Source organism: Sphingomonas sp. AOB5, assembly GCF_029433115.1.
GTDB lineage: Bacteria > Pseudomonadota > Alphaproteobacteria > Sphingomonadales > Sphingomonadaceae > Sphingomonas.
The window spans coordinates 20,384-40,208 of sequence record NZ_JARNTV010000033.1 but is presented as its reverse complement, the minus strand read 5'-3'; the positions used below and the strand labels follow the sequence as shown (position 1 = coordinate 40,208).

At 65.9% G+C, this 19,825-nt stretch carries 19 protein-coding genes; 11 read left to right on the top strand and 8 right to left on the bottom strand.

Going from position 1 to position 19,825, the window contains the following annotated elements:
• Positions 1-82: 82 nt before the first annotated feature.
• The 5 genes from hisD to P1X14_RS14185 form a co-directional block, all read right to left on the bottom strand.
• Positions 83-1,417: a histidinol dehydrogenase gene (gene hisD / locus P1X14_RS14205; protein ID WP_277316038.1), complete on the bottom strand. Its 1,335-nt coding sequence runs from the start codon at positions 1,415-1,417 to the stop codon at positions 83-85.
• Positions 1,418-1,493: 76 nt separating this feature from the next.
• Positions 1,494-2,090, bottom strand: coding sequence for a cytochrome b (locus P1X14_RS14200; protein WP_277316037.1), 597 nt, complete (start codon positions 2,088-2,090; stop codon positions 1,494-1,496).
• On the bottom strand, positions 2,087-3,013 hold the full coding sequence (locus tag P1X14_RS14195) for a VOC family protein (RefSeq protein ID WP_277316036.1): 927 nt from the start codon (positions 3,011-3,013) through the stop codon (positions 2,087-2,089). Before P1X14_RS14195 ends, P1X14_RS14200 begins: the two co-directional genes overlap by 4 nt.
• Before the next feature lies 1 nt (position 3,014).
• Positions 3,015-3,506 (bottom strand): ester cyclase, encoded by a 492-nt coding sequence (locus P1X14_RS14190; RefSeq protein ID WP_277316035.1) that lies wholly within the window; start codon positions 3,504-3,506, stop codon positions 3,015-3,017.
• A gap of 10 nt (positions 3,507-3,516) precedes the next feature.
• Positions 3,517-4,860, bottom strand: coding sequence for an MFS transporter (locus tag P1X14_RS14185; RefSeq protein WP_277316034.1), 1,344 nt, complete (start codon positions 4,858-4,860; stop codon positions 3,517-3,519).
• Between the two features lie 157 nt (positions 4,861-5,017).
• Between P1X14_RS14185 and P1X14_RS14180 the strand changes: the two genes are divergently transcribed.
• From P1X14_RS14180 to P1X14_RS14135, 10 genes are all read left to right on the top strand, one after another.
• Positions 5,018-5,611, top strand: coding sequence for an NAD(P)H-binding protein (locus P1X14_RS14180; RefSeq protein WP_277316033.1), 594 nt, complete (start codon positions 5,018-5,020; stop codon positions 5,609-5,611).
• A gap of 1 nt (position 5,612) precedes the next feature.
• Entirely contained in the window at positions 5,613-6,329 is a 717-nt protein-coding gene (locus P1X14_RS14175; RefSeq protein WP_277316032.1) for a glutathione S-transferase family protein, read from the top strand.
• A complete protein-coding gene (locus P1X14_RS14170; RefSeq protein ID WP_277316031.1) occupies positions 6,326-6,760 on the top strand; it encodes a heme-binding protein in 435 nt (144 codons plus the stop codon). Before P1X14_RS14175 ends, P1X14_RS14170 begins: the two co-directional genes overlap by 4 nt.
• Positions 6,757-7,992: an amidohydrolase family protein gene (locus P1X14_RS14165; RefSeq protein ID WP_277316030.1), complete on the top strand. Its 1,236-nt coding sequence runs from the start codon at positions 6,757-6,759 to the stop codon at positions 7,990-7,992. The genes P1X14_RS14170 and P1X14_RS14165 overlap by 4 nt, the downstream gene beginning before the upstream one ends.
• 51 nt (positions 7,993-8,043) lie before the next feature.
• Positions 8,044-8,976 carry a LysR family transcriptional regulator gene (locus tag P1X14_RS14160; protein ID WP_277316029.1) on the top strand — a complete coding sequence of 311 codons (933 nt, stop codon included), beginning with the start codon at positions 8,044-8,046 and terminating at the stop codon, positions 8,974-8,976.
• A gap of 212 nt (positions 8,977-9,188) precedes the next feature.
• The gene (locus P1X14_RS14155; protein ID WP_277316028.1) at positions 9,189-10,067 is read left to right on the top strand and encodes an SMP-30/gluconolactonase/LRE family protein; all 879 of its coding nucleotides are present in this window, start codon (positions 9,189-9,191) and stop codon (positions 10,065-10,067) included.
• A 5-nt stretch (positions 10,068-10,072) separates the two neighbouring features.
• Entirely contained in the window at positions 10,073-11,053 is a 981-nt protein-coding gene (locus P1X14_RS14150) for an NAD-dependent epimerase/dehydratase family protein (RefSeq protein WP_277316027.1), read from the top strand.
• A gap of 49 nt (positions 11,054-11,102) precedes the next feature.
• Positions 11,103-13,424 (top strand): TonB-dependent receptor, encoded by a 2,322-nt coding sequence (locus tag P1X14_RS14145; RefSeq protein WP_277316026.1) that lies wholly within the window; start codon positions 11,103-11,105, stop codon positions 13,422-13,424.
• Positions 13,425-13,482: 58 nt separating this feature from the next.
• Positions 13,483-14,136: a hypothetical protein gene (locus P1X14_RS14140; protein ID WP_277316025.1), complete on the top strand. Its 654-nt coding sequence runs from the start codon at positions 13,483-13,485 to the stop codon at positions 14,134-14,136.
• A gap of 128 nt (positions 14,137-14,264) precedes the next feature.
• On the top strand, positions 14,265-15,788 hold the full coding sequence (locus P1X14_RS14135) for a sulfatase (RefSeq protein ID WP_277316024.1): 1,524 nt from the start codon (positions 14,265-14,267) through the stop codon (positions 15,786-15,788).
• A 9-nt stretch (positions 15,789-15,797) separates the two neighbouring features.
• Here the strand turns inward: P1X14_RS14135 and P1X14_RS14130 are convergent, their stop codons facing one another.
• From P1X14_RS14130 to P1X14_RS14120, 3 genes are read right to left on the bottom strand one after another with little or no spacing between them, the layout of a single operon-like run.
• Positions 15,798-16,424, bottom strand: coding sequence for a 2-dehydro-3-deoxy-6-phosphogalactonate aldolase (locus tag P1X14_RS14130; protein ID WP_277316023.1), 627 nt, complete (start codon positions 16,422-16,424; stop codon positions 15,798-15,800).
• Positions 16,424-17,287, bottom strand: coding sequence for a 2-dehydro-3-deoxygalactonokinase (locus P1X14_RS14125; RefSeq protein ID WP_277316022.1), 864 nt, complete (start codon positions 17,285-17,287; stop codon positions 16,424-16,426). Before P1X14_RS14125 ends, P1X14_RS14130 begins: the two co-directional genes overlap by 1 nt.
• 3 nt (positions 17,288-17,290) lie before the next feature.
• Positions 17,291-18,940, bottom strand: coding sequence for a sodium/sugar symporter (locus tag P1X14_RS14120; RefSeq protein ID WP_277316021.1), 1,650 nt, complete (start codon positions 18,938-18,940; stop codon positions 17,291-17,293).
• Between the two features lie 152 nt (positions 18,941-19,092).
• On the opposite strand from P1X14_RS14120, the gene P1X14_RS14115 reads away from it, so the two are divergent.
• Positions 19,093-19,815, top strand: a complete 723-nt coding sequence (locus tag P1X14_RS14115) for an FCD domain-containing protein (RefSeq protein WP_277316039.1) — start codon at positions 19,093-19,095, stop codon at positions 19,813-19,815.
• Positions 19,816-19,825 lie beyond the last annotated feature (10 nt).

Genomic DNA, 19,825 nt, shown 5'->3' with positions numbered 1-19,825 from the left:
GGCCAGCCCAATCCCTCGACCTGCGCCGGTCACCAGTGCGCGGCGGCCATCGAGCCGGAAGCTGGGCGTGCGGGGCAGGGCGTCAGGCATCGACGCGGGTCAGATCCGAAGGCTCGACCGCGCCGGCATAGGGCACGTTGCGCCCGCCATAGCGGCGCACGCGGATATTGGCCTGCTCGCCATGTCCGGCGAACCCTTCGAGCGCGCACAACCGGCTGCAATATTCGCCGATCAGCGTGGTCGCCTCGTCGGTGGTCACGCGCTGATAGGTGCAGGTCTTGAGGAACTTGCCGACCCACAGCCCGCCGGTATAGCGCGCCGCCTTCTTCGTCGGCAGCGTGTGGTTGGTGCCGATCACCTTGTCGCCGTACGACACGTTGGTGCGCGGCCCCAGGAACAGCGCGCCGTAATTGGTCATGTTCTTCAGGAAATAATCCGGGTCGCGGGTCATCACCTGCACATGCTCGTTGGCATAGAAATCGGCGACCTGCAGCATCTCCTCATAGGAGTCGCACACGATCACCTCGCCGTAATTCTCCCATGCCTTTGCCGCGATGCTGGCGGTTGGCAGGATGGTCAGCAGCCGCTCGACTTCGCGGATCGTATCCTCGGCCAGCTTGCGGCTGTTGGTGATCAGGATCGCAGGGCTTTCCGGCCCATGCTCGGCCTGACCCAGCAGGTCGGTGGCGCACAGTTCGCCATCGACGGTCTCGTCGGCGATCACCATCGTCTCAGTGGGTCCGGCGAACAGATCGATGCCGACGCGGCCGAACAGCTGGCGTTTGGCTTCGGCGACGAAGGCGTTGCCGGGGCCGACCAGCATGTCGACCGGATCGATGCTCTGCGTCCCCAGCGCCATCGCGCCGATCGCCTGGATGCCGCCCAGCGCATAGATCGCATCGGCACCGGCCATCGCCTGCGCCGCGACGATCGCGCGCGCGGGCTTGCCGTCGAACGGCGGCGCGCAGGTGATGACGCGCGGTACGCCCGCCACCTTGGCGGTGATCACGCTCATATGCGCGCTGGCCAGCAGCGGATATTTGCCGCCGGGGACGTAGCAGCCCGCAGCATTCACCGGGATGTTCTTGTGGCCCAGGATCACGCCGGGCAGCGTCTCGACCTCGACGTCCTTCATCGAATCACGCTGGATCTGCGCGAAGTTGCGTACCTGTGCCTGCGCGAACTCGATGTCCTTGATGTCCTGACGCGTCAGCGAATTGAGGCAGTCGTCGATCTCGCGCTGGCTCAGGCGGTAATCCTCGCGGTCCCAGCCGTCGAACTTGATGCTCAGCTCGCGCACCGCAGCGTCGCCGCGCTTCTCGATATCGGCGAGAATCGCCTCGACCGTATCGCGAACCTTGCGGTCCATGTCCGCGCGAACTTCCGCGGTCACCGCGCGCTTCAACCACTCAGCCACATTACCTCTCCCACCGGATCCTGGCTCGCCTTAGGAACCGGCCGATGCGGCGACAAACCGCTTTGATCGAACCCAGCTATCGCTTCCGCACGCGGGTCATCCGCAGGAGCACCGTGTCACGGTCGACAAAATGGTGCTTCAGCGCCGCGCCGATATGCAGCAGCGCGAGCGCCACCATCACCCAGCCGAGATTGACGTGCAGCGCATGCGCCGGTCCCGCCGATGCCCAGCTCTGCGCGATCGGCAGGAAAGGCAACTCGATCACGCCCTCGAACCCGATCGGATGGCGCTTGGGCACCGCCGAACTCATCCACCAGCCGGTCAGCGGCAGGATGACGAGCAGGGCGTAGATGGCGCTATGGACGATCTTCGCGGCAAGGCGCACGCGCGGACCGATCGCGTCGGGATAGGGCGGCGGACGATGCGCGATCCGCCAGCCGATCCGCGCGAGCGTCAGCGCCAGGATCGCCATGCCGATCAGCTTGTGCGCATTGGTCGCGGTCTGCGCCGCGGCACTTTCGAAGCTTGCGCCGAACCAGCCGAGCGGGATCGTCGACAGCACCAATGCTGCGGTGATCCAGTGCAGCATGATCGCGCCGCGCGAGTAGCTGTCCGGTTCCTCCGCGGGAAACTCTATCGGTGCTTCGACCGGAAGTTCGGCTTCCTCGCTCATTCGAAATAGCGCTGCGGCGATTCGGAACTCCACAGGTCCATCTGCGCATGGTGCACATCGTGATTGCCTGCCGCGTGCCCGGCATTGACCATGTCGGTGTCCGAAAAGGTCTCGAAACGATAGCCGTCCGGATCGAACCACACATCGAACACATGGCTGCCCAGCGGGTGGCGTCCCACGCCCCAATTGGGTGTCCAGCCACGGCTTTCCAGCCAGCGATGCGCCATGAACTGCGCTTCGAAATCGGCGACTTCGAACGAGATATGATGGCAATCGGTCTTGCCGAACTGCGCGAGGAACAGCGTATGGTGATCGACATAATCGTCGCCGCGATCCAGCCGGAGAAAGCCGACGATGCGCTGTTCGGGATCGCCATTATGGATCGTGTCGCTGATCTTCAGCCCCAGCACGCGCTGGAACCATTCGGCGCAGGTGGCGAAGCTCTGCACATACATGCCGATATGCCCCAGCCGGAACAGCTTGGGCGGCGCCATTTCGCGGCCATGCTGCGGGTCCTTCAGCCGCACGATGCTGCCGGGAAAGTTCAGCCGCATCTCGGGCGGCGAGGGCTGAGCGGCCGCTTCGGTAATGCCATGAACCAGATCGACGCGGATGCCTTCGGGCCCTTCCAGCGTCACGGCGCTGCCGCCTCCCGGACCCTCGAGCGCACGGATCGGGCCGGCACCATGCAGGCGCACGGCTTCGTCGAGATCGTCCATGCTCTCGACGAGGAAGCCCAGCCCGGTGAACGCGCGCGCGCCGGTTTCGGCATAGTAGCAGAACGCGTCGCCGCCGCCGCTCCGCATCCACAGCCGGTCGCCGTCGCGCCGGGCGAGGTGCAGCCCGAAATCGCTTGCGAACGACTGGGTGCGGTCGAGATCGGTCACGCCGAAGCGGACATGGTGGAACGCCTTGATCCGCATCCTAGAACACGCCCTCGGCAGTGCCGCCGATCGCTTCGATCGTATCCCAATGCTCGACGATCTTGCCGTTCCGGATGCGATAGATGTCGACCACTTCGTCGCCCACCTTGGGCCTGGGTTCGACGCCGGGCTGCGGGCTTTTCACCAGCTCGCCGGTTCCCGGCACGCCGGTCAGCAGCGAATGGACGATCACATAATCGCCATCGGTGAACACCCGCTTCACATTGTAGCGGAAGTTGGGAAAGCCCTTCAGGAAGCGCGCCAGCCCCTCGGGGTTCGATCCGCCGGGCTTGCCGGGATAGTGGATCGACTTGGCGTCGACATAGCGGGAAAAGCCTTCGACGGGCCTATGCTGCACCCACACCATGTCGATATAGCCGAGCGCCACCGCCTTGTTTGCGGCTTCCTTGCGCGTCGGCGTTTCGGCGCCGGGCGGCGTGTCGGCGGCAAGCGGTGCGGCTGCAGCGAGCAGCAGGGCCAGGCGAATGGACATGGGGTTCTCCTCAAGCCGTAGCGGGCGCCGCGCGCCCTTCGATGATGTCGACTTCGCGGCGGGCCTGTTCGTAATGACGCAGGCCCAGCGACGAGAGCAGGATGCCGCCCAGTGCCAGCGGCACGCCGACGGTCAGCAGCGACCAGGGCAAGGCGGCTTCGTTGGCGAAGATCTTGTCGGTGGTCAGCGCCACCGCCATCGGGCCGAAGCCCTGACCCAGCACGCCGGTCAGCAGCAGCCACACTGCCGAAGCGCGGCCGCGCATGCTCGACGGCACGATATCCTGGATCACCGCGGACGCGCTGACATAGCCGATCGCGTTCATCATGAAGTAGGCGCCGTAGAAGACCGACGCGATCGCGACATTGTCGATCAGCACGAAACCGATCAGCGCGGGCAGGCTACCCAGCCACCAGACCAGCGTCAGGCGGAACTTGCCGCCGAACGCTTGCGTTCGCGTCCAGCGATCGCCCAGCCATCCGCCGATCAGGCATCCTGCGATCCCGCCGATCAGGCTGGAAAGCCCGATCGCGAAACCCGCATCGCCCATCGCCAGTCCGAACTTGCGCACCAGCATCGTCGCCGACCAGGCGCCCATGCCGAACGAGACGACCGAGAGCAGGGTATAGGCCCCCCAGATGCAGAACAGCGCGCCGAGATGCGTGCGGAAATAGCCGATCATCGAATCGTTCAGATCGTCCTTCGCCTTGGCGGCGTTGACGCGCACCGGCTCGGGAATGGTGAGCAGCAGCAGCGCGACGAGCAGACCCGGCGCGCCGACGATCACGAACGCGGCCTTCCACACCAGCAGCTCGCCGAAGATCGGCAGGGTGATGCTGGGCACGTCGCGGAACTGGTTGAGGATCGCCCCGCCGACGATGAAGGCCAGCCCCGCGCCTGCGAACAGCCCGATCGAGAAGACGCCCAGTGCGCGGCCGCGACGGTTCGGTTCGTACAGGTCGGCGATGATCGAGAAGGCCGCCGGGATCAGCGCCGCTTCGCCGATGCCCACCACCATCCGCGCGACCAGCAACTGTTCGTAGCTGGTGGCGAGGCCGCAGGCGATGGTCGCCATGCTCCACGCCACGATCCCGCCGATGATCAGGTTGCGCCGGTTCATTCGGTCCGCTGCCCAGCCCATCGGGATGCTGACGGTGCCGTAGAAGGCCGCGAAGGCGAAGCCCTGCAACAGGCTCACCTGCGTATCGGTGATATGCAGATACGCCTTGATCGCGGGTACGGTCAGCGAAAGGATGTGCCGGTCGAGATAGGAAAAGAGCGACGCCAGCAGCAGCACGAAGACGACATAGGCGGCCAACCCTCGGGTCGTTCTCGTCTCGCTGGTCATACGCATACCCCTCCCGGCCGCATTCGGCGCAGCTCGCATTCCCGCTAGCCATTCGCGCCCCGCGCCTCAAACGCGGAGCGTGGATGCAAGCTATCGGCAATATCCATGCGCCTCGTGCCCGATGCGCCGTTAGGACCGCGCCGAAACGGATCGGGAGAGCGGAATGAAGGTCGCAGTCATCGGGGCAACCGGCAATGCGGGGCAGCGTATCGTGACCGAGCTTCGCGCGCGCGGTCATGACGTGACGCGGATCGCCCGCGGAATCGACGATGGCGACGGGGTGGCAGTGGACGCCACCGATACCGCCGCGCTTGCCGAAGCGCTGCGCGGTCACGACGCGGTGGTCAGCTCGGTCAAATTCAAGTTCTTCGATACGCAATTGCTGATCGACGCGGTCCGTGCCTCGGGGGTGAGCCGCTATGTCGTGGTCGGCGGCGCGGGCACTTTGTGGTTCGCACCGGGCGTGCGCGAAGGCGAGCGGCCCGACTTCCCCGAAATGGCGAAGGAGGAGGTCGGCAAGGGTGCGCGCTTCCTCGGCCAGCTGCGCGAGGTCGAGGATCTCGACTGGACCTTCCTCTCGCCCTCGCGCGAATTCGTCCCCGGCGAGCGTACCGGCAAGTTCCGCACCGGCAAGGACGATCTGCTGTTCTGGGCCGAGGGCCGCAGCGGCATCAGCTATGAGGATTACGCCATCGCGATCGCCGATGAGCTCGAGCATCCCGCGCATGTCCGTACCCGCTTCACCGTCGGCTACTGACATGGCGGCGCCCGCGATCACGCTCTATTTCGCGCCGGGTTCCTGCTCGCGCGTGCCGATGCTGGCGCTCGAGGAAGCGGGCGTGCCGTACGAGCGCCACCTCGTGAAGTTCATGGCCGGGGAGCATCGCGCGCCCGATTATCTGGCGATCAATCCCAAGGGGAAGGTGCCCGCAATCACCGTCGACGGCACGCCGGTGACCGAGAATGCGGCGATTCAGTGGACGCTCGCCCGGCTGCTTCCGGAAGCGGACCTGCTGCCGATCACCGGCGATCCGATGGCCGATGCGCCGATCCTCTCCGATCTGCTGTGGTGCGCATCGGGCATGCATCCGATCATCACCCGGATGCGCCTGCCGCAATTCTTCGTGGGCGACGCCAGCGACGCCAAGGCACAGGTCAGCGAGATCGCGCGTCAGGCGATGCTGCCCAATTTCGCGCTGATCGAACAGCGCCTGTCCGCCCAGCCATGGATGCTGGGTGATCGCTGGTCGACGCTCGATGCCTATATCTACTGGATCTGGTTCCGGGTCGGCGATGCGCTCGACAGATCGCCTTATCCGGCCTTCGCTGATCACCATGCGCGGATAAACGAACGCCCCGCGACGCAGCGGATGCTGGAGCATGAGGCCGAGGCGTTGGCATGGCTCGAAGCGAACGGTCTGGTCGTCCCGGCCGCGCCGCCTGCCAGCCATGGTCCGGGCGGAAGCTTCCGGTGAGCGGCCTCGATCACCGGATCGCGATGGACATCTGCGCCGCGACACTCGCCGAGGCAGGCCGCCGCGGCTTCGCGCCCTTGTGCGCGGTGGTGCTCGATGCCGGTGGCCATCCACTCGCCCTGCTGCGCGATTCGCGTGCGTCGATCGGGCGGAGCGATATCGCGGGGGCGAAGGCGGCCGGCTGCCTCGCAATGGGGTTCGGCGGGCGCGAGCTTGCCCGGCGCGCATCGGCGATGCCGGGCTTCTTGGCGGCGCTGACCGGCGTGCTGGAAAGGGGGATCGTGCCCGTTCCCGGCGGCGTGCTGATCCGCGATGCGGCGGGGGTGCTGCTCGGCGCGCTCGGTGTCAGTGGAGACAGCTCGGACAATGACGAAATCTGTGCCATCGGCGCGATCCTGGCGGCGGGACTGAAGGCGGATACCGGGGCGTGAGCGCCACGCTCTTCACCGGCGTCAACATCTTCGACGGCAGCGATACGCCGCTGTTCCCCGGCGAAGTGCTGGTGCGCGGCGATCGGATCGCGGCGGTCGCGCGCGGCGACGAACGGCTGGATCGCAGCGGCGCGACGGTGATCGAAGGCAAGGGCCGCACGCTGATGCCCGGGCTGGTCGAGGCACATGCGCACCTCACCTGGCCAAGCTCGGTCGAACGCGTGATCAACAGCATGAAGCTGCCCGAGGACGAGCATCGCCGCGTCACCGCGGACAATGCCCGGATCACGCTCGATCACGGCTTCACCAGCGCCTATTCCGCCGGATCGCTCGGCGAGCGCTTCGAACCGGAATTGCGCGACCGGATCGATACCGGCGAATTGCCCGGCCCGCGCTTGCGCGCCTCGGCGCTCGAAAAGGGCATGGAAGGCGTGGTCGGCGTGCCCGAGGGGCATGACCCCACCCATGACCGCAGCATCCAGGGCCTGCGCGCCTATGTCCACCGGATGAAGGCGATCGGCTGCGACACGATCAAGTTCCTGATGTCGAGCGACGAAGGCTTCGCGCCCGGCGGATCGCAGGTGCTGATGTACTCCGAGGACGAGGCACAGGCGATCGGCGAAGCGGCGCGCGAGGCGGGGATCTGGCTCGCCTGTCACGCCCAGGCTGCCGAAGCGGTGAAGCGCGCCACGCGGGCGGGCTTCCGCGCGATCTTCCACTGCACCTATGCCGATGAGGAAGCGCTAGACCTGATGGAGGCGCGCCGCGATCATCTCTTCACCGCGCCCGCGCCGGGCCTGCTCTGGGCGCGATGTCATGAAGCAGAGGCGTTCGGCATCGGCTGGGCCGAAGCGGAGCGGATGGGCGCAGTCTCCGGCCTGGAACTGATGGCCGATGTCATCCCGAAGATGCGCAAGCGCGGTATCCGCGTGCTGCCCGGCGGGGATTATGGTTTCCCCTACAACCCCATCGGCCGCAACGCCCGCGATCTGCAGCTGTTCGTCGATTTGTTCGGCTTCACGCAGGCGCAGGCGCTGTCGGCGGCGACGCGCGATGGCGGTGCGCTGATGGATCTGCCCGTCGGCGAGGTGCGCGCGGGGTTGCTTGCGGACCTGCTGCTGGTCGATGGCGATCCGCTGGGCGACATCGCGATCCTTCAGGACAAGGCGCGGCTACACGCGATCATGAAAGGCGGGCGCTTCCACAAGCAGGCGCCCCGCGATGCAGACTAGCCTATGGACCCGTTTCCGCCTCGGGCCGATAAGGGTGCCAAGGAGATCAGGATGCGGTTCGGAAGGCTCGACCTCAATTTGCTCGTGGCGCTCGATGCGCTGATTGCCGAGCGCAACGTATCGATCGCGGCGGAGCGGCTGTTCCTCAGCCAGTCGGCGATGAGCGGCGCGCTGGGGCGGCTGCGCGAATTCTTCGACGACGAACTGCTCGTCAACACCGGCCGCAAGATGGTGCTGACCCCGCGCGCCGAACAGCTTGCCGAGCCGGTGCGTGCGGTGCTCCTCCAGATCAAGTCACAGATCGCGACGCCGCCTTCCTTCGATCCGGCGACGTCGGACCGGACCTTCGTCATCGCCGCGTCGGATTATGCGATCATGGTTCGGCTTCCCGCAGCGCTGCGCGCGATCGCGGCACAGGCGCCCCATATCCGCCTCGAATTCCAGGCCCTCGACGAACGGCTGCAGGAGCGGATCGAACGGCGCGAGATCGACCTGCTGCTCACCATCGATACCGCCATGTCGCCCAACCACCCGTTCAAGCAGGTGTTCGAGGACGATTTCGTGGTGATCGGCTGGAGCGGCAATCCGCATCTCGCCAATGGCCTCGATCTGGAAATCTTCCAGCAGCTCGGCCATGTCGCGGTCCAGTTCGGCAAGGCGCGCGTGCCTTCGGTCGAGGACTTCCTGCTCCATTCGCAGCAGGTGCGCCGCCGGGTCGAGATCTGGTCGCCGTCCTTCACCTTGGTGCCGTCGATGGTGATCGGGACCAACCGTATCGCGACCGTCCATCGCCACATGGCGGAGATGCTGGCCGAGGTGCTGCCGCTGTCGATCTTCCCGGTTCCGGTGGAGATCCCGCCGATCCGCCAGACGATTCAGTGGCACCGTTCCTGCGATGACGACATGGCGTTGCGCTGGATTGTCGAGCAATTCCAAAGCCATGCGGGCGAACCCCAGACGCTCGAGGCTCTCGCCGATAGCTGATATCCGCCGAAACACGAACCACTCCGTTCTGGCGCGACTATAGGTGCGCCAACGAAACGAGGAGAGGTTCCATTTCGGCGAGGCGCAATCCGCTGATCGACTGGCAACCCGATCGCAATGCGATCGGAACGATCGGTCATGATCTCGAGCGTCCGGAATGCATCCTCGCCGAGCGCGACGGCACGATCTGGTCTGCGGATGCCCGCGGCGGCGTGGTCCGCATCGCGCCGGACGGCAGCCAGCGGCTGATCCTTCAGGATATCGATCGCGCCGAAGGCGGCAGTTCCTTCGTCGATCGCTACGTCAACACCCAGGGCTCGCTGCCCAACGGCCTCGCCTTCGATGCCGATGGCAATTTCCTGATCGCCAATTTCGGCACCGACACGCTCGAGCTGATGACGCGCGACGGGCGGACCCGGACGCTGCTCGATTCGATCGATGGCCGTCCGCTCGGCAAGGCCAATTTCGTCACCCGCGACAGCAAGGGCCGGCTGTGGCTCACCGTCACGACGCAGATGGTGCCATGGACGCGCCACGTCGAGACGATGAGCACCGACGGCTATATCGCGCTGATCGACGATCGCGGCGTCCGCATCGTCGCCGACGGGCTGTGCGGCACCAACGAACTGCGCTTCGATCCCGCGGAGGAATGGCTCTACGTCGCGGAGACCACCGCGCGGAAGATCACCCGCTTCCGCGTCGGCGCCGATGGCGATCTCACCCATCGCGAAACCTATGGCCCCAGCAATGTCGGCGGCTTCTGCGACGGCATCGCGTTCGATGCCTATGGCAATCTCTGGTCGACCCTGATCATGGCCGACCGGCTGATCGCGATCACGCCCGAAGGCGATCTGCTGACCCTCATCGACGATGGCGATCCCGTCGGTAATGCCGCGCTCGACAAGGCATGGGAGGAAGGCTGCGTCACGCCCGAACTGATGGCCGGCGCCACCGGCACGCTCGCGCCGTGGATGGCCAGCATCACCTTTGGCGGACCCGATCTGCAGACCGTCTATCTCGGGTCGCTGCGCGGCTCGACCATTCCCTTCTTCCGCTCGCCGGTCGCCGGCCAGCCGCTGATCTACTGGTGAGCGCGATGGCGGGACGCACCATCACCGTCACCGGAGCGGGCGGCTTTGTCGGGCGGCGCCTCGTCGACCGGCTGCTCGCATCGGGCGATATCGCCGCGATCCGCGCGGTCGATGCGCATCTGCCCGAGTATAGCGACCCGCGCGTCCACCCGATCGCAGGCGATCTGACCGATCCCGGCGTACGCGGCGCGGCGACTGCGGGTGGCGTGGATGTCCTATATCACCTCGCGGCCGTTCCCGGCGGCGCGGCGGAGGGCAATTACGAGCTGTCGCGCGCGGTGAATGTCGATGCGACTCTGGCGCTGTTCGAATCCGCCGCCGCGCGGTCGCAGCGTCCCCGCATCGTCTATACCAGCACCATCGCGGTGTTCGGCGCGGACCTGCCGGCGCGGGTCGACGACGCCACGCCGCTAGCGCCGGGCATGACCTATGGCGCGCACAAGCTGATGATGGAGATCGCGCTGGCCGATCTCCATCGCCGCGGGATGGTCGATGCGGTGACCTTGCGCCTGCCCGGCATTCTCGCGCGGCCGATGGGGCCTTCGGGCATGAAGTCGGCCTTCATGAGCGAGCTGTTCCACCATCTCGCCGCGCACCGCCCGTTCGTGGTGCCGGTGTCGCCCGGCGGCACGATCTGGGCGATGTCGGTCGATCGCTGCGCCGCCAATCTCGATTATGCCGGAAGCTTCGACGGGCATGCCATGCCCGCGGGCCGCGCGGTGACCTTGCCTGCGCTGCGCATCCGCCTCGACGAACTCGTGGCGGCCGTCGCCGACTGGGCGGGCGCGGATACCGATCTGATCAGCTACGCGCCCGACGCCCCGTTGGAAGCGATGTTCGCGGCCAATCCGCCGCTGGAGACCGCAGCCGCGGACCGGGCGGGTTTCAAGCACGACGGCGACGTCGCGACGCTGGTCGCCGCTGCTTTCGCGGCGCTCGGCATCGAACGCGAAACACTCAAGGACGGACTTTTCACCAACAGCTGACCGGAAACATCCGGCGCTCAAACGACTAACCCAAATGAGGGAGGGGAATATGAAGATCACCAGACTGCTTATTTCGGCAGCCGCCTGCGCGCTGTTCGCGGGGACTGCGCATGCGCAGAGCGACACCGCCGGGCAGAGCGAAGAAACCGCCACGGCGGGCGGCATCGTCGACATCGTCGTCACGGCCCAGCGCCGCGAGGAGAATCTCCAGCGTGCCGCGGTGCCGGTAAGTGCCGTCACCGGCGACGACCTGATCAACGCCGGCGTCAGCGACACCAACAACCTGACCAAGCTCGTCCCGTCGCTGGTGATCCAGCCGATCGGCGGCTCGGCGACCAGCATCTATCTGCGCGGCGTCGGCACGCTTCAGGGCAACGCGTTCGGCGAAAACCCGGTCGCGTTCAACTTTGCCGGCGTCAACGTCGCCCGCCCGAACGCCCCGGTCGGCACCTTCTACGACCTCGAGCGCGTCGAAGTGGTCAAGGGACCGCAGGGCACCCTGTACGGCCGCAACGCCACCGGCGGCGCGATCAACATCCTGCCCAAGAAGCCCGAGCTGGGTACCTTCGGCGGCAACCTGACCGCCGAGTACGGCAACTACAACACGATCAAGGCCAGCGGCGCGATCAATGTCGGCTTCAGCGACACGGTCGGCTTCCGCTTCGCCGGTCAGGTGGTCAGCCGCGACGGCTATTCGTCGCAGGGTTATGACGACGAAGTCGGCCAGGCGTTCCGCGCCTCGCTGCTGATCCAGCCGAGCAGCACCTGGTCGATCTATTTCGTCGGCGACTATTTCCATCAGGGCGGCAAGGGTCAGGCCTCCTATCTCGCGCCCGGCGTGTTCGTGCCCAACGCGCCGGCGCTCGATCGCCGCATCGACGGTTCGGATCCGATCAGCATCGCTGTGCTGACCGCCAAGACCGCGACGCTGACGGCACCGCCCTTCTGCGGCGGCAATTTCGTCACCACGCCCTATGCCACCAGCTGCGTCACCCCGCCCTCGACCGATGGCTTCAACGACAGCACCTTCTATGGCCTGAGCGCCACGGTCGAAGGCGATCTCGGCTTCGCCACGCTCACCGTCATCCCGGCATGGCGCAAGAGCAAGCCGCACTTCCGTTTCTACCACACCGGCTTCCGCGGCGACGTGACCGAGGACAGCGATCAGATGTCGGTCGAGGCGCGCCTGACCTCGAACGGCAACAACCTGATCAACTATGTGATCGGCGCGTATATCTTCCACGAAAATCAGGACGCGACCCAGCAGACCTTCTTCCAGGGCCGCATCTCCGACACGCGCTACCAGCCGCATCTGGTTGCGGACAGCCAGGCGGTGTTCGGCCAGCTGACCCTCAACGCCAGCGACCGGTTCCGCGTCGTCGCCGGTGCGCGCTACACCACCGACAAGCGCACGATGCAGTCGCCGGTCCAGCTGATCGGTCCGTTCGGCCTGACCACGCCGGTCGGCTATACCGTCAATGGCAGCCTGTCGAACGACAAGGTGACGTGGAAGGCGGGCGTCGAGTTCGACGCGGGTCCGCAGTCCTTGCTCTTTGCGAACGTCGCGACCGGCTTCAAGGCGGGCGGCTTCTTCGCCGCGGCGAACGGCGCCAACACCTACAAGCCCGAAACGCTGACCGCCTATACGATCGGATCGAAGAACCGCTTCCTCGACAACCGGCTGCAGTTCAACGTCGAGGCCTTCTACTGGAAGTATAAGGACCAGCAGATCAGCTTCGTCGGCCCGGTCCAGATCATCTCGGGCACCTATACCGCGGGCGGCACGACGGTGAATGCGGGTCAGGGCCATATGTACGGCGCCGAAGCCGAGCTGGTGTTCGCGCCGACGCCGAACGACACCTTCACCGCCAACGTCCAGTATCTGCGCGCGCGCTACGACTCGCTGAAGTTCGTCGCGATCGCGGCGGGCGGCGGCACGATCCGCTCGGGTTGCGCCTCCGCGCTCAACACCTCGGTTCCGGTCGCGGCGCCTGCGTTGCTCTATCAAATCGACTGTTCGGGCATGCAGCAGATCAACGCGCCCGAATGGACCGCGAACATCTCGTACGAGCATGTGTTCGATCTGGGCGGCGATTATCAGCTGGTCGCGGGTGCCCGTACCCGTCTCGAGACGTCGCGCTTCATCAGCCTCGAATATCTGCCCGAGCTGCATCAGGGCGGCTACATGATGAGCGATGCGTCGCTGACGCTGCAGGCGCCGGACAATCGCTGGTCGCTGACGGCCTTCATCAACAATATCGAGGATGTCGAGGTTCTCTCCTCGGGCATTTCGCGTCCGGTGGTGCAGACCGTCTATGTCTCGCTCCGCCCGCCGCGGACCTATGGCGTGCGCGCCAGCTTCAAGTTCTGACACTCCCCCTACGGCCGGGCGGCGCAAACCGCCCGGCCCTTTCTTTCGAGGTTCCAGCGTGAGCGAAGCGGAAACACTGGCGACGAAGCTGCGCAGCCAGACCAGTATCGACGATCCCTTCACCGGCCCCGTGGCCCCGGCCGAAGTCGAGGCGCGCAGCCGCGCCTGGCCGACCAGCGACGAATGGGCATCCGTGCGCCTCGTCGCAGTCACCGAGGGCGATGGACGCCGGATCGAGGAATATGCCTACACACCGGCCGAAGGCGGACAGGAACAGCCGGTCGGCATCGTGTTCCTCGAACGCGACGGCCAGCCGCATGCGCGGCTCTATGCCCAGCATCAATGGATCGAGGATCGCGGCCCGATCCTCCCGGTCGACGAGACGCTGGTCCCGTCGCGCGAACCCGGCGACATCATCGCCCGCTATTTCCCCACCATCGCTTCGGCCGATCTCGAGGCGACGCTCGATCTGTGGGAAGCCGATGGCTATCTGCAGCATTCCAATGGTGACACCTTTCAGGGCCGCGAGCGGCTGCGCGAGGATTTCACCAAATTCTTCCAGACCGGCGGCATCAAGCTCAAATATTGTAACATGGCCGATGACGGCCGCATCTGCGCGCTGGAGGCCTATATGCCCTCGGGCCGCCCGGCGCTGGCGGTCTATGAGCGCGGCGCGACCGGCAAGATGGCGGCGGCGCGGCTGTATCTCTGATCCTCTGACGGCCTGATCGATCCACCGCATCGCCGTCAGAAACGGCTTGCATCAATCATCTGATAAATGTTGTAATTACCTGTCTCGCAATCAGCAGGGATCGGGAGAGGCATGATCGGCCAGCCGCGATGAATCGCCGCCAGTTTCTGAACTCGGCGATGCTGACCGCGGCGACGGCGAACGGGCTGGTCCCGGTCGCCTCGCGCTTCGGCAAGCGCAAGCATCCGAACATCCTGATGATCCTGGTCGACGATCTGAAACCGGCCTTGCACGGCTATGGCGATCCTGTCGCGATCTCGCCCAATATCGATCGGCTGATGGCGCGCGGCACGTCGTTCCGCGCGGCCTATGCCAATCAGGCGGTGTGTGCGCCCAGCCGCTTCAACCTGATGACCGGATCGCGCTCGACCTCCACCGGCATCTATGATTTCGGCGTGAACCTGCGCGACGTGCTGCCGAACGCGGTCACCCTGCCGCAGCATTTCCTTGCCGCGGGCTATCACACCGAAAGCATGGGCAAGGTCTATCATATCGGCCATGGCACCCATGACGACAAAGCCGGCTGGTCGGTCCCGCATCACCGCGACAAGCTGATCGAATATAACGACCCCGGCAGCACCGGCGGCGTGCCGACGCGCGAAGAGGCACTGTTCGAGGAAGTGCCCGGCGGCGAAGGCGATCCGTTCGTTTATGCCCGCACTTTGGCCAAGGGCGCGGCATGGGAAGCGACCGACCTGCCGGACACCGCCTATGCCGATGGCCGGGTCTCGGCCTATGCGGCGGGGCGGCTAAATGCGCTGAAGGGGCAGGCGCAACCCTTCTTCCTCGCGGTTGGCTTTGCGCGGCCGCACATGCCCTTTTCGGTGCCCCGCAAATATTGGGACCTGTACGATTCGGCGAAGCTGCCGATGCCTCAGTTCGAGCAACTGCCCGCCGGTGCCCCCGCCTATGCCGGCAAGAAGGGCGGCGAGATCGAGGCATGGCGCGAAGTGCCGGTCGGCGTGCCGGGTGCCGAGTTCGATCCCGAACTCAAGCGCAAGCTGATCCACGGCTATTATGCCAGCGTCTCCTATGTCGATGCGCAGATCGGGAAGCTGCTCGACGCGCTGGATCGCGACGGCCTCGCCGATGACACGGTCGTGGTGCTGTGGGGCGATCACGGCTTCCATCTGGGCGATCACGGCCTGTGGACCAAACACACCAATTTCGAGCAGGCGACGCATATCCCGCTGATCTTTGCGGGCCCGGGCGTGGCCGCGGGCAAGACCACCGGCCAGCTTGCCGAGACGGTGGACATCTACCCCACGCTCGCCGCGCTGGCGGGCATCGCCGCGCCGATGGGGCCGCAGCCGATCGACGGGGTCAGCCTGGCCCCGGTGCTGCGCGATCCGGTGAAGCGCGTGCGCGACCATGCCTATCACGCCTATCCGCGCGGCGACTGGTTGGGGCAGGCGATCCGCACCGAACGCTACCGGCTGGTGCGCTGGACCAACCAGAAGACCGGCGCGCGGTCATGGGAACTCTACGATCTCGCAACCGATCCGCTGGAAACCCGAAACATCGCGGACTCGGCGCACGATACGCGCGCGCATCTGGACGCCATTCTCGATCGCCATCCGGCGCCGAAGCCGCAGGTCCGCCGGACCGGCTGAGCCGCTTAGTTACTTCAGCCCGCGGATGAACGCCTTGGCATTGGCATAGACATCGTCCGCGCTTGCGCCGGGCTTGTAGAGCGCCGAGCCCAGCCCGAATCCTGCCGCGCCCGCGTCCAGCCAGGGCTGCATATTGTCCGGATTGATCCCGCCCACCAGCAGCACGCGCATCGCCTTGGGCAGCACCGCGCGCATCGCCTTCAGCACGACGGGCGAGGCGGCTTCCGCGGGGAACAGCTTCAGCGCGGTCGCGCCGGCATCGATCGCGGCAAAGGCTTCGGTGGGCGTCGCGATGCCGGGCAGCGAGACAAGGCCGCGCGCGGCAGTGGCGGCGATCACCTGTGTGTTGGCGTTGGGCGAGATGATCAGCGTGCCGCCTGCTGCGGCAACCGCGGCAACCTCGGCCTCGCGCAGCACGGTGCCCGCGCCGACCATCGCGCGGCCTTCCGTGGCGCGAGCAAGCCGGGCGATGCTCTCGACCGGATCGGGCGAGTTGAGCGGGATCTCGATCAGCGTGAAGCCTGCGTCGATCAGCGCCTCGCCGACGGGCAGGATCTCGTCGGGCGTGATCCCGCGCAGGATCGCGATCAGAGGGCAGCGTTCGAACGCGGCGTTGAAGGCAGGCAGATGAGGCATCAGGTCTGGCTTTCGATGGCGATGATCCCGGCGACGAATGCGGCGTGGCTGTCGATCAGCGTGGCGGCGCGGCCATGGGCTTCGATCGCCGCGACGTAAAGCAACCCGAGTTCGGGGCCGGACAGGATATGGGCGGTCTCATGCGGCGAGGCTTCGAGCCGCGCCGCGACATCGCTGCCGATCAGCAACCCGCTGGCATAGGCAGCAGCATCACTGTCGTCGCGTGTGCCCAGCAGCTTGGCGGCGCGGATGCCGAACAGCGATGCGGCCAGATCGCGGCGCTTCGCTTCCTCGACGCCTTCCAGAAAGGCCGGGTTGGCGGAAACCTCGCCCTGAAGCTGCCCCGCGAGCAGGCTGTGCCCGCGCAGCAGCGCGAACAGCTCGCCGGTCATCGCAGTGGTGAAGCCGGTGATGCGTCCGCCCGCCATCGTCGCCCATTTGCAATGTGTGCCGGGTTGCACCAGCAGCGCATCGCCCGGCGCAAGGCCTGCGGCGACCGCGCCGACCAGCTGAACTTCCTCGCCGCGCATCACGTCCGCCCGGCCATCGGCGAGCGTCGAGACGCCGGGGATGATCGCGGTGCGCGCGTCGATCCGCATCAGGCCGGCGGCAAGCTCGGCGATACCGGCCGGCGCGGCGACATAGGGTGCCGCCCGCCAGCCGATATTGGAACCGACCATGCCCGCCAGCAGCATCGGCAGATCGCCGAACCGCGCGCGGATCCCGGTCACCGACGCCGCGAAATCGGAGACGGCGGTCACCCCCTGATCGTCGCGCTCGGTACACGCGACCACGCCGTCCTCGATCAGGAACACCCGGCGGTTGGTGGTCCCCCAGTCAACCGCCAGAAACGCATCAGCCATGCATCACCACCAGGTCGCGTACAGCGCGATCAGGATCGCGATCACGATTCCCCCGGCGATGTTGAAGCCGGTGGTGGTGCCGAACGACACGCCCTGCATCGTGATCCTGTTGCTGTCCGCCCTGGCCGGCTTCGCCAGCGACACGATCACTGCCAGCGCCAGGCTGACGAAGAACACGATCATCATCCGGTTCATGAACGGCACCGCGTTCAGCGTAGCCGAAATCTCCGCCAGATCGACGGACACATATTTCGCGACCCACTCGGCCGGGCACCAATAGAGGAAGCTGAGGATCACCGATGCGACGGCACCCACGAGCGCGCCTGTTTCCGTCGCACGCGGCCAGAACAGGCCGAGCAGGAAGATCACGGTGATGCCCGGCGTCACAAAGCCCGAGAATTCCTGGATATACTGGAATGCCCCTTCGAGGTTGCCGAGCAGCGGGCGGGCGGTGAAGATCGCGAGCAGGGTCGCGACGACGGCGGCAATGCGGCCGACCAGCACCAGATGAGTTTCGCTCGCCGCGGCTCCGTCACCGGCTGCGCTGTTTTTCCCGCCACGGAATTGGGCATAGAGATCGAGCGTGAAGATGGTCGAGATCGAATTGATCTTGGACGCGGTCGACGCGATGATCGCCGCCACCAGCGCCGCGAAGACGAGGCCGAGCAGGCCGACCGGCAGCAGGGTCATCATCGTAGGATAGGCTTGGTCGCCCTTTTCAAGATTCGGCGCGAGCAGCACCGCGGCGATGCCCGGCAGCACGATGATGACCGGCATCAGCAGCTTCAGAAACGCAGCGAACACGACGCCTTTCTGCGCCTCGGGCAGGCTCTTGGCCGCCAGCGCGCGCTGGATGATGTATTGGTTGAAGCCCCAATAGCTCAGGTTCGCGATCCACATGCCGCCGATCAGGACGGCGAGACCCGGCAGGTCCTTGTAATAGGGGCTGTCGGGCGAAAGGATCATGTCGAACTTCTCGGGCAATTCGGTCGTCAGGCGGGTGAAGCCGCCAAGGATACCGGCATCGCCACCGATCTTGCTGAGCGTCAGATACGAGATGACCAGGCCGCCCAGCACCAGCAGCGTCACCTGCACGATATCGGTCAGCGCCACTGCCTTGAGGCCACCGCGGAGCTGATAGACCAGTGCAAACACGCCAAGGCCGAACAGCGCGACATCCTGATTGACGCCCGCCACCTGCGTGACCGCGATCGAGCCTAGCCACAGGATCGAGGTGAGGTTCACGAACACGTAGAGCGCCAGCCAGAACACCGCCATCACGGTGCGGATGGTCGGCCCGAACCGCTGCTCCAGGAACTGGGGCATCGTGTAGATTTCGTTCTTCAGGAAGATCGGCAGGAAATATTTGCCGACGATCAGCAGGGTGAGCGCCGCCATCCATTCATAGGACGCGATGGCCAGGCCGATCGTATAGCCTGCGCCGGACATGCCGACGATCTGTTCGGCCGAGATGTTCGCCGCGATCAGCGACGCGCCGATCGCCCACCAGGGCAGCGATTTGGAGGCAAGGAAATAGTCCGACGTGTCCTTGGCATGACCCGCCTTTTCGCGGCTGACCCATTGCGCCAGCCCGAAGATGCCGATGGCGTAGACGACCACGACGATCAGATCGATTTGCGACAGGCTTGTCATCGCCTCACTCCCCTCCTCCATCCGGCCTCACTCGACCGGCACCAAGCACATTTATCGTATAAATTAGTCTTGTCTAGCGACAGGTTCGGCATAAGTGTAAGCGTCGATGACGCGTTGCGCGTGACAGGGAAGGTTGAGAATTGACGACGCTGATGGAGGGGGGGCAGCCCGAGCTGGGGCGCAATCTTACCTATGGCCTGCTCGACAGTCTGGGACGTGCGATCGTTACCGGGCGGTTCGAGCGTGAGCCGTTCCCGACCGAGGCCGAACTGGCCAAGCAGCATGGCGTGAGCCGGTCGGTAACGCGTGAGGCGGTGAAGATGCTGACGGCCAAGGGCCTGCTCAGCGCCCGGCCGCGCCAGGGCACGATCGTTCAGCCCACCTCGTCGTGGAACCTGTTTGACACCGATGTCCTGCGCTGGCTGCTCGAACGCCAATTCTCGGTCGAGCTGCTCAAGCAGTTCAACCAGCTGCGCGTCGCGATCGAGCCCGAAGCGGCGGCGCTCGCCGCGCAGTTCGCGGGCGAGGAGGATCTGCAGCGGATCAATCGCGGGCTTGAGCGGATGAAGGCCGCGGACAAGGGGCTGGACGATACGCTGGAAGCCGACATCGCCTTCCACGTCGCGATCTTGCACGCCTCGCGCAATCCGTTCTACGCGCAGTTCCGCGATGTCGTCGGCACGGCGCTGCGCACCTCGATCCGGTTTACCAACCGGGTGAAGGGGCGCACCGCAAGCGTGGCCGATCACGCCGCGGTCCGCAACGCGATCGCTGCGCGCGATGCCGATGCGGCACGGGCAGCGATGCGCACGCTGATCAGCGATGTGCTCGACCTGATCGAGAAGAAGGGCAAGGGCATGTCCGCGGGCCTGTGACCCGCGGAAG

Excerpts from the sequence above, each read along its gene's own strand:
- P1X14_RS14200 (WP_277316037.1), bottom strand. The coding sequence starts at position 2,090 with ATGAGCGAGGAAGCCGAACTTCCGGTCGAAGCACCGATAGAGTTTCCC.
- P1X14_RS14195 (WP_277316036.1), bottom strand. The coding sequence starts at position 3,013 with ATGCGGATCAAGGCGTTCCACCATGTCCGCTTCGGCGTGACCGATCTC.
- P1X14_RS14190 (WP_277316035.1), bottom strand. The coding sequence starts at position 3,506 with ATGTCCATTCGCCTGGCCCTGCTGCTCGCTGCAGCCGCACCGCTTGCC.
- P1X14_RS14185 (WP_277316034.1), bottom strand. The coding sequence starts at position 4,860 with ATGCGTATGACCAGCGAGACGAGAACGACCCGAGGGTTGGCCGCCTAT.
- P1X14_RS14180 (WP_277316033.1), top strand. The coding sequence starts at position 5,018 with ATGAAGGTCGCAGTCATCGGGGCAACCGGCAATGCGGGGCAGCGTATC.
- P1X14_RS14175 (WP_277316032.1), top strand. The coding sequence starts at position 5,613 with ATGGCGGCGCCCGCGATCACGCTCTATTTCGCGCCGGGTTCCTGCTCG.
- P1X14_RS14160 (WP_277316029.1), top strand. The coding sequence starts at position 8,044 with ATGCGGTTCGGAAGGCTCGACCTCAATTTGCTCGTGGCGCTCGATGCG.
- P1X14_RS14150 (WP_277316027.1), top strand. The coding sequence starts at position 10,073 with ATGGCGGGACGCACCATCACCGTCACCGGAGCGGGCGGCTTTGTCGGG.
- P1X14_RS14145 (WP_277316026.1), top strand. The coding sequence starts at position 11,103 with ATGAAGATCACCAGACTGCTTATTTCGGCAGCCGCCTGCGCGCTGTTC.
- P1X14_RS14135 (WP_277316024.1), top strand. The coding sequence starts at position 14,265 with ATGAATCGCCGCCAGTTTCTGAACTCGGCGATGCTGACCGCGGCGACG.
- P1X14_RS14130 (WP_277316023.1), bottom strand. The coding sequence starts at position 16,424 with ATGCCTCATCTGCCTGCCTTCAACGCCGCGTTCGAACGCTGCCCTCTG.
- P1X14_RS14125 (WP_277316022.1), bottom strand. The coding sequence starts at position 17,287 with ATGGCTGATGCGTTTCTGGCGGTTGACTGGGGGACCACCAACCGCCGG.
- P1X14_RS14120 (WP_277316021.1), bottom strand. The coding sequence starts at position 18,940 with ATGACAAGCCTGTCGCAAATCGATCTGATCGTCGTGGTCGTCTACGCC.
- P1X14_RS14115 (WP_277316039.1), top strand. The coding sequence starts at position 19,093 with ATGGAGGGGGGGCAGCCCGAGCTGGGGCGCAATCTTACCTATGGCCTG.